Source organism: Oscillibacter sp. CU971, from assembly GCF_905219725.1.
Lineage (GTDB): Bacteria > Bacillota > Clostridia > Oscillospirales > Oscillospiraceae > Oscillibacter.
The window spans coordinates 1-6,543 of the sequence record NZ_CAJMXG010000174.1; the positions used below are offsets into that span (position 1 = coordinate 1).

A 6,543-nucleotide genomic window follows, 5' to 3' on the forward strand; every position below is an offset into this window, starting at 1 on the left:
TCCCCCCGGCTGAGGCCCCGGAGGCCCCGCCGGAGGAGCCACAGGAGCCGGAACCCCCGGAGGACCCTGAGGAGGCCGCGCTGCTGGCCCTTTTGGAGGACATGACCCTGGAGGAGAAGGCGGGACAGCTCTTTTTCGTCCGGGTTCCGGCGGAAAACGCCGTGGAGGACGTGATGACCTATCACCTGGGGGGCTATCTCCTCTTTGGCCGGGACACCCAGAATAAGACGGCCAGCGAGCTTATCCAGACCATCGCTTCCTATCAGGCGGCGGCGGAGCTTCCCCTGCTCATCGGCGTGGACGAGGAGGGGGGAACCGTGGTCCGGGTCAGCTCCAACCCCCATTTGCGGAGCAAAAAGTTCTCCAGCCCCGGCAAGCTCTGGAAGCAGGGATTGGACGCTCTGCTCCGAGAGACCCGGGAGAAGTCCATCCTTCTGAAGAGCTTGGGTTTCAATGTGAACCTGGCTCCGGTGGCGGACGTGTCCACCAACTCCGGCGACTTCATCTATGATCGGACCACCGGCATGGACGCGGAGGAGACTGCGGATTATACCGCCCGGGTGACGGAGGCCCAGTCCTTCTATGGCCTGGGCAGCGTCTTGAAGCACTTCCCCGGCTATGGGAACAACAAANATACTCACACCGGCGTGGCCGTGGATGAACGGTCTATGGAGAAGTTTCTGGAGCAGGATTTTCTCCCCTTTCAGGCGGGTATCGCTGTGGAGGAGACGGTCTGGCCCTCNGGTGAGCTCCGCCGCCTCCGGCCCGCCGTGCTGGTGAGCCACAACATCGTAAACTGCATGGACCCGAATCTCCCCGCGTCGCTGTCCCCGGAGGTCCACCGGATTCTCCGGGAGGACCTGGGCTTTGACGGCGTGGTCATGACGGACGATTTGGCCATGGACGCGGTGAAGGCCTACGCGGCGGAGGGGAACGTGGCGGTGATGTCCATCCAGGCCGGGAACGACCTGGTGGTCACCACGGATTACCGGACCCAGATTCCCCGGGTCATCCAGGCCGTGAGGGACGGCGCGCTGGAGGAGGAGGCCGTGGACGCGGCCTGTCTCCGGGTGCTCCGGTGGAAGCTGGAGCTGGGCCTTTTGGAGCGGACGGAGGAGGGGACCTTGAGGCCCGCCCTCTGACAGGGATACGCCGCCCAGGTTCCGGCGGNGTTCCTGATTCTCCCGGCGGAGACAGTGTNGAGGGCCGTCACGGACACGATGCTATAAAGAAAGGCGAATGTGAACATGGAAACCCAAAAGCTCTACTATCAGGACCCCTATCTCCGGGAGTTCCCCGCCACGGTCCTCTCCTGCGAGTCCGCCGGGNAGGCCTGGAAGGTGGTCCTGGACCAGACGGCCTTCTACCCCGAGGGGGGCGGACAGCCCGCCGACCACGGCGTTTTGAAAACCGCTGGAGGGGAAATCGCCGTCACCGGCGTCCATGAAAAAAACGGCGCGGTGGTCCACACCTGCGCCGCTCCGGCGGAACCCGGCACGGTGGTCACCGGGGTTTTGGACTGGGCCCGCCGCTTTGACCACATGCAGCAGCACTCCGGGGAGCACATCCTCAGCGGCATCCTCTGCCGGCTGTATGACTGCGACAACGTGGGCTTCCACCTGGGGGCGGAGGCCGTCACCATCGACTACAACGCGGATATCACCTGGGAACAGGCCCTGGAGGCAGAACGGCTGGNAAACGCCGCCGTCTGGGCGGACCGGGAGACCGAAATCTTCTACCCCTCTTCCGAAGAGCTGGCGGCTCTGGACTACCGGAGCAAGAAGGAGCTCACCGGCCAGGTCCGCATTGTGGAGTTCCCNGAGGCGGACCGCTGCGCCTGCTGCGGCACCCATGTGGAGCGGGCGGGGCAGGCGGGCCTGATTAAGGTCCTCTCCTGCCAGAAGTTCCGGGAGGGGGTCCGCATGGAAATCCTCTGCGGGGCCCGTGCCCTGCGGTATCTCTCCACCGCCTATGACCAGGCCCGTGCCGTGGGCCGGCGGCTCAGCGTAAAGCCCCTGGAGATTCAGGGGGCGGTGGAGCGGCTGGAGGAGGAGCTCTCCGCCGCCAAGGCCCGCATGGCGGACTTAGAGCAGACGGCCTTTGCCGCTCTTGCCGCCGAACAGGCGGGGCGGGGGGACGTGCTGCTCTTCCAGTCCCCCATGCGGCCCGACAGCCTCCGCCGTCTGGCGGACGCGGTGGGGAAGTCCTGCGGCGGTTTGGCGGCGGTGTTCTCCGGCGAGGGGGCGAAGTGGAGCTATGCCCTGGTCCGGGGAGACGGGGGGGAGATCGCCCCCCTGGTGAAGGAGCTGAACGAAACCCTCCATGGCCGGGGCGGAGGCCGGAACGGCTTTGCCCAGGGCAGCGTCCAGGCGGGACGGGGGGAGATTGAAGCGTTTTTCAAGAGGTGACGGGATGAAATATCTGCTGGCCGAGTGGACCCACCAGGAGGAGGACGAGCCCTATCTCATTTATTCCGAAATGGACGAAGAGCGCCGGGAGACCCGCCGGGTGGAGTTCTACCGGAACGGGATTACCTTTTCCTACGGCGGGGAGCGGGGAAACGAGGGCGCCCTGCGGCAGCAGCCCTTCCCGGAGAACCTCCGGGACCTTCAGACCCCGGAGGGGGAGTTCTCCGCCCGGGAGATTTCCCTGGGGCTGTTCTATGAGATTTGGAACCAGGCCCAGGAGCGCCCCGACGGGTTTATGGGGATGTTTTTCTGAGCATGTTTGATAGTGGGAAGAATAAAGAAGAAGGGCGGACCCATGGGTCCGCCCTTTTCCTGTTTTCCTCATGCCCCCGGGGGCAGGTTCATCTCCTCTGTAATGTACCGCTTCCCATACACCGCGTCATACACCACCGCGTCCCGGAGCTCCAGCAGTTCCAGGGCCTCGGGGGAGAGGCCCGCCTCCTCCCGGGAGAAGCTGGCCCGGCCCTCTCCGTCCACAAAGTAAAGGTCTGTCTGGGTCAGGGCAATCTGGCTCACCTTCTCCAGCAGGGCCCAGTACCGGCTGACGGGACGCCCCGTCAGCTCCAGAAGCTGGGGCCCCAGGGCGGTGATGCTGCTGTCCCTCCGGCTTCCCGCCAAATCCCCCAGCAGCGCCGGGTCGTTGGCCCAAATCAGGTAGTCCGTAGAGTACAGGTCGTTGATTTCCTCCTCGGTCCAGTTCAGCGTGTCGTTCTCCGGGCACAGGCCCAGGAGCGTATACACCGTGTCNCCGCCGGGCATGAACAAATTGGNCCGGTGGTCCCCGAAAAAGACCACAATCGTGGGCTCCTCACTCTCCCGCAGGGCCGCCGTCAGCTCTCCCAATGCCTGGTCCGCCCGGGTTATCCCCTCCAGCATCACCCGGATGATGTCCCGCTGGGCGGGGGTGAAGTCCGGGGCGACCAGGGGAATCTGGCATTCATAGTTGAATTTCTGAGGCTCGAAGGGCTGGTGGTTCTCCATGGTGATGCCGAAAAGGAAGGCCCGCTTCCCGCTCTCGTTCACCGCCTTCATCCGTTCCAGCATCCCCTGGAAGAAGTAGCCGTCCCGCATGTAGAACCCGCCGTAGGCCCCGTCCGCCCGCTCAATGCCCATTTGTTGAATATCGTCGGAAAAATACAAATCGTTGAAGCCCAGCAGGGGATAGGTCACCGTCCGGTTATACAATGTGTTATCATAAGCGTGGAGCATTTCAGCAGTGTAATCACCGGATTTCGTGAATTGCTCCGCCAGGGCGTCAAAGCGCTGGTAAACCGCCTCGTCCTGGAAGCAGATGTTCGTCCCCGGCGGCAGGTCCAGGGCGTTCAGACCATAGAGCATGGGAATCTCCAGATACCCGGTGCCATAGCCCAGGTAATGGCTGTGGAAGGTCCCGCTGACGCTCTCCGCCTCCAGGGCGTGGAAGTTCTCCAGGGGGTCCCCCTCGTATTGGAGAACCGGCAGGCGGGTCAGGACATAAAANGATTCAGAGAGGATAAAGAGGACGTTCGGCCTGGCCTCCGGCTCCTGCCGGGGGGNGGTGAGCTGGTCAATGCGCGCCAGCACGTCCAGCATGAAGTCCTCGTCATACCCTTCCGGCGGGGTTTTAGGCTGGGGAAACGCGTCCCGCCAGAGNCTGAGGGTCAGGCCGTGGAGGCTGTGGTTCTCCGCCGGGTCCATCCGGGTGTAAAAATCCACCCCCAGCCAGCTCCCCACGGCCCGGGTCCCGGTGCCGGTGAGGAGAATCCCCGCCAGGGTCAAAGAGCAAAGGCAGCACCGTCCCCGGGCGGTTCCCTCCAGGGCGGTGAGCCGCCGGGTGAGCAGCAGAAGGAGGACGCAGAACAAAAGACCCGCCGCCGCCGGATAGAAGTCCTCCGGCGGCGTCAAATCCCCCGCCAGGCCCGCCACGTTTCCCGCCTGCTTCGCAAGGCCGAAGTCCGCCAGCTCCAGAGGCGTTCCGTTGATGGCGTTTTTGAAGTAGTCCACCAGGGCCAGAATCAGCCCCAGGGCCCCCGCCGGCAGGGCGGCCAGCCACAGCCGCCCCGTCAGGGACCCCAGGACCCAGACGGGCGTGGCCCAGAGCAGGGCGGTCATCAGCAGATGGCCGNGGTAGTCCAGGNCCCACTCCGCCACNCNGGGGAGGGTGCCGGTGGAANTCCACTGCATGGCCCCGGCAACCGCCAGCCCCATGCAGAGCCCGGCGGCGGCGAAGAGGACGCACCGGAGCCAGAGGGGCCCCAGGGGGCCTTTTTGTTTTTTAGAAAGCGTATGTCGTTTCATAGTAAAAGTAGGGGCGGGCCTTCGCGCCCGCCCGCTGGTCTGATGGTTTCGTGGTGGGTTGAGGGGCCGGGNNCAAGCCCGGTCCCTGGGCGAAAACACAGGGGCTTAATACGCCAGCTTCTCGGTGAGGTAGGCCTTCAGCTCGCTGATGGGAACGCGGACCTGGGCCATGGAATCCCGCTCCCGGACGGTGACGCAGTTGTCCCCGGCTTTTTCCCCGTCGCCCACGGTGTCGAAGTCCACGGTGACGCAGTAGGGGGTGCCGATTTCGTCCTCCCGGNGGTAGCGCTTGCCNANGGAGCCGGTCTCGTCGAAGTCCACCATCCAGTCCTTGGAGAGCTCCTGCTGAATCTCCTGGGCCTTGGCGCTGAGCTTCTTGGAAAGGGGCAGGACGGCCGCCTTGAAGGGGGNGATGGCGNGATGGAAGCNCATGACGGTGCGCACGTCGTTCTTGGCCTCGTCCACCACTTCCTCGTCATAGGCCTCCACCAGCAGGGCCAGGGTCATCCGGTCCGCGCCGAGAGACGGCTCGATGACGTAGGGGATATAGTGCTCGTTCTTCTCCTGGTCGAAGTACGTGAGGTCCTGGCCGGAGTGCTTCTGGTGCTGGCCCAGGTCGTAGTCGGTGCGGTCCGCCACGCCCCACAGCTCGCCCCAGCCGAAGGGGAAGAGGTACTCGAAGTCCGTGGTGGCCTTGGAGTAAAAGGCCAGCTCCTCGGGCTCGTGGTCCCGGAGGCGGAGGTTTTCCTCCTTCACGTTCAGGCCAATCAGCCAGTCGTGGCAGTAGGTCCGCCAGTACTGGAACCACTCCAGGTCCGTGTCGGGCTTGCAGAAGAATTCCAGCTCCATCTGCTCAAACACCCGGATGCGGAAGATGAAGTTGCCCGGGGTAATCTCGTTGCGGAAGCTCTTGCCCACCTGGCACACGCCGAAGGGGAGCTTTCTTCTGGTGGTCCGCTGGATGGCGGGGAAGTTGACAAAAATGCCCTGGGCGGTCTCGGGCCGGAGATAGACCTCGTTGGCGGAATCCTCGGTGACGCCCTGGTGGGTTTTGAACATGAGGTTAAAGCGGCGGATGTCGGTGAAGTCGTGCTTGCCGCAGCCGGGGCAGGGGACCTGCTTTTCCCGGATGAAGGCCACCAAATCCTCCTGGCTCATGGCCTCCACGTTCACGTCCAGGCCGTTTTCCTGGACGAAGCCCTCCACCAGCTTGTCGGCCCGGTGGCGCATTTTGCAGGCCTTGCAGTCGATGAGGGGGTCGTTGAAGGTGGAGACGTGGCCGGAGGCCACCCAGACCTGGGGATTCATGAGGATGGCGGCGTCCAGACCCACGTTGTAGGGGTTTTCCTGGACGAACTTTTTCCACCAGGCCCGCTTCACGTNGTTCTTGAGCTCCACGCCCAAGGGGCCGTAGTCCCAGCTGTTGGCGAGGCCGCCGTAAATTTCGCTGCCGGGGAAGACGAAGCCCCGGCCCTTGCAGAGGGCGACGATTTTTTCCATGGATTTCTGCTTGTTGTCCATTGCGATTCACTCCTTAAACATAAAATGCCCCGAGCCTTCGCTGGCTCAGGGCGAACTTGAAAAAGTCCGTGGTTCCACCTGAATTCCCCCTTGCGGGGGCACTCTGCCCGGTAACGGCGGGGGACCGGCGGGGCATTGCCTCCCCGCGGCGAAGGGGCGCCAAGCGTTTCCCCTCCCGGGAGGGCTTACACCGAACCGCCCTCTCTCTTTGCCGGGGTGGGGGAGGCTTTTCCCCTTCATGCCTGTGACACAAATGACACTGTATCATGTTTTGGGG

5 protein-coding genes are annotated in these 6,543 nt (G+C 64.0%); 3 read left to right on the forward strand and 2 right to left on the reverse strand.

Annotated elements, in window-relative coordinates:
- The 3 genes from JX325_RS11475 to JX325_RS11485 form a co-directional block, all read left to right on the forward strand.
- Nucleotides 1–1,142: glycoside hydrolase family 3 N-terminal domain-containing protein (locus JX325_RS11475; RefSeq protein ID WP_204791255.1), on the forward strand; the 1,142-nt coding region annotated here is incomplete at its 5' end.
- Between the two features lie 105 nt (nt 1,143–1,247).
- Nucleotides 1,248–2,408, forward strand: a complete 1,161-nt coding sequence (locus JX325_RS11480; protein ID WP_204791256.1) for an alanine--tRNA ligase-related protein — start codon at nt 1,248–1,250, stop codon at nt 2,406–2,408.
- Between the two features lie 4 nt (nt 2,409–2,412).
- The gene (locus JX325_RS11485; RefSeq protein WP_204791257.1) at nt 2,413–2,721 is read left to right on the forward strand and encodes a hypothetical protein; all 309 of its coding nucleotides are present in this window, start codon (nt 2,413–2,415) and stop codon (nt 2,719–2,721) included.
- A 68-nt stretch (nt 2,722–2,789) separates the two neighbouring features.
- On the opposite strand, the gene JX325_RS18470 is transcribed toward JX325_RS11485, so the two are convergent.
- Entirely contained in the window at nt 2,790–4,745 is a 1,956-nt protein-coding gene (locus JX325_RS18470; protein WP_204791258.1) for an LTA synthase family protein, read from the reverse strand.
- Nucleotides 4,746–4,850: 105 nt separating this feature from the next.
- The gene (locus JX325_RS11495) at nt 4,851–6,266 is read right to left on the reverse strand and encodes a glycine--tRNA ligase (RefSeq protein WP_204791259.1); all 1,416 of its coding nucleotides are present in this window, start codon (nt 6,264–6,266) and stop codon (nt 4,851–4,853) included.
- Nucleotides 6,267–6,543: the final 277 nt, after the last annotated feature.

What these genes read in the sequence shown, in the direction of transcription:
- JX325_RS11485 (WP_204791257.1), top strand. Translation starts at nt 2,413, where the DNA reads ATGAAATATCTGCTGGCCGAGTGGACCCACCAGGAGGAGGACGAGCCC.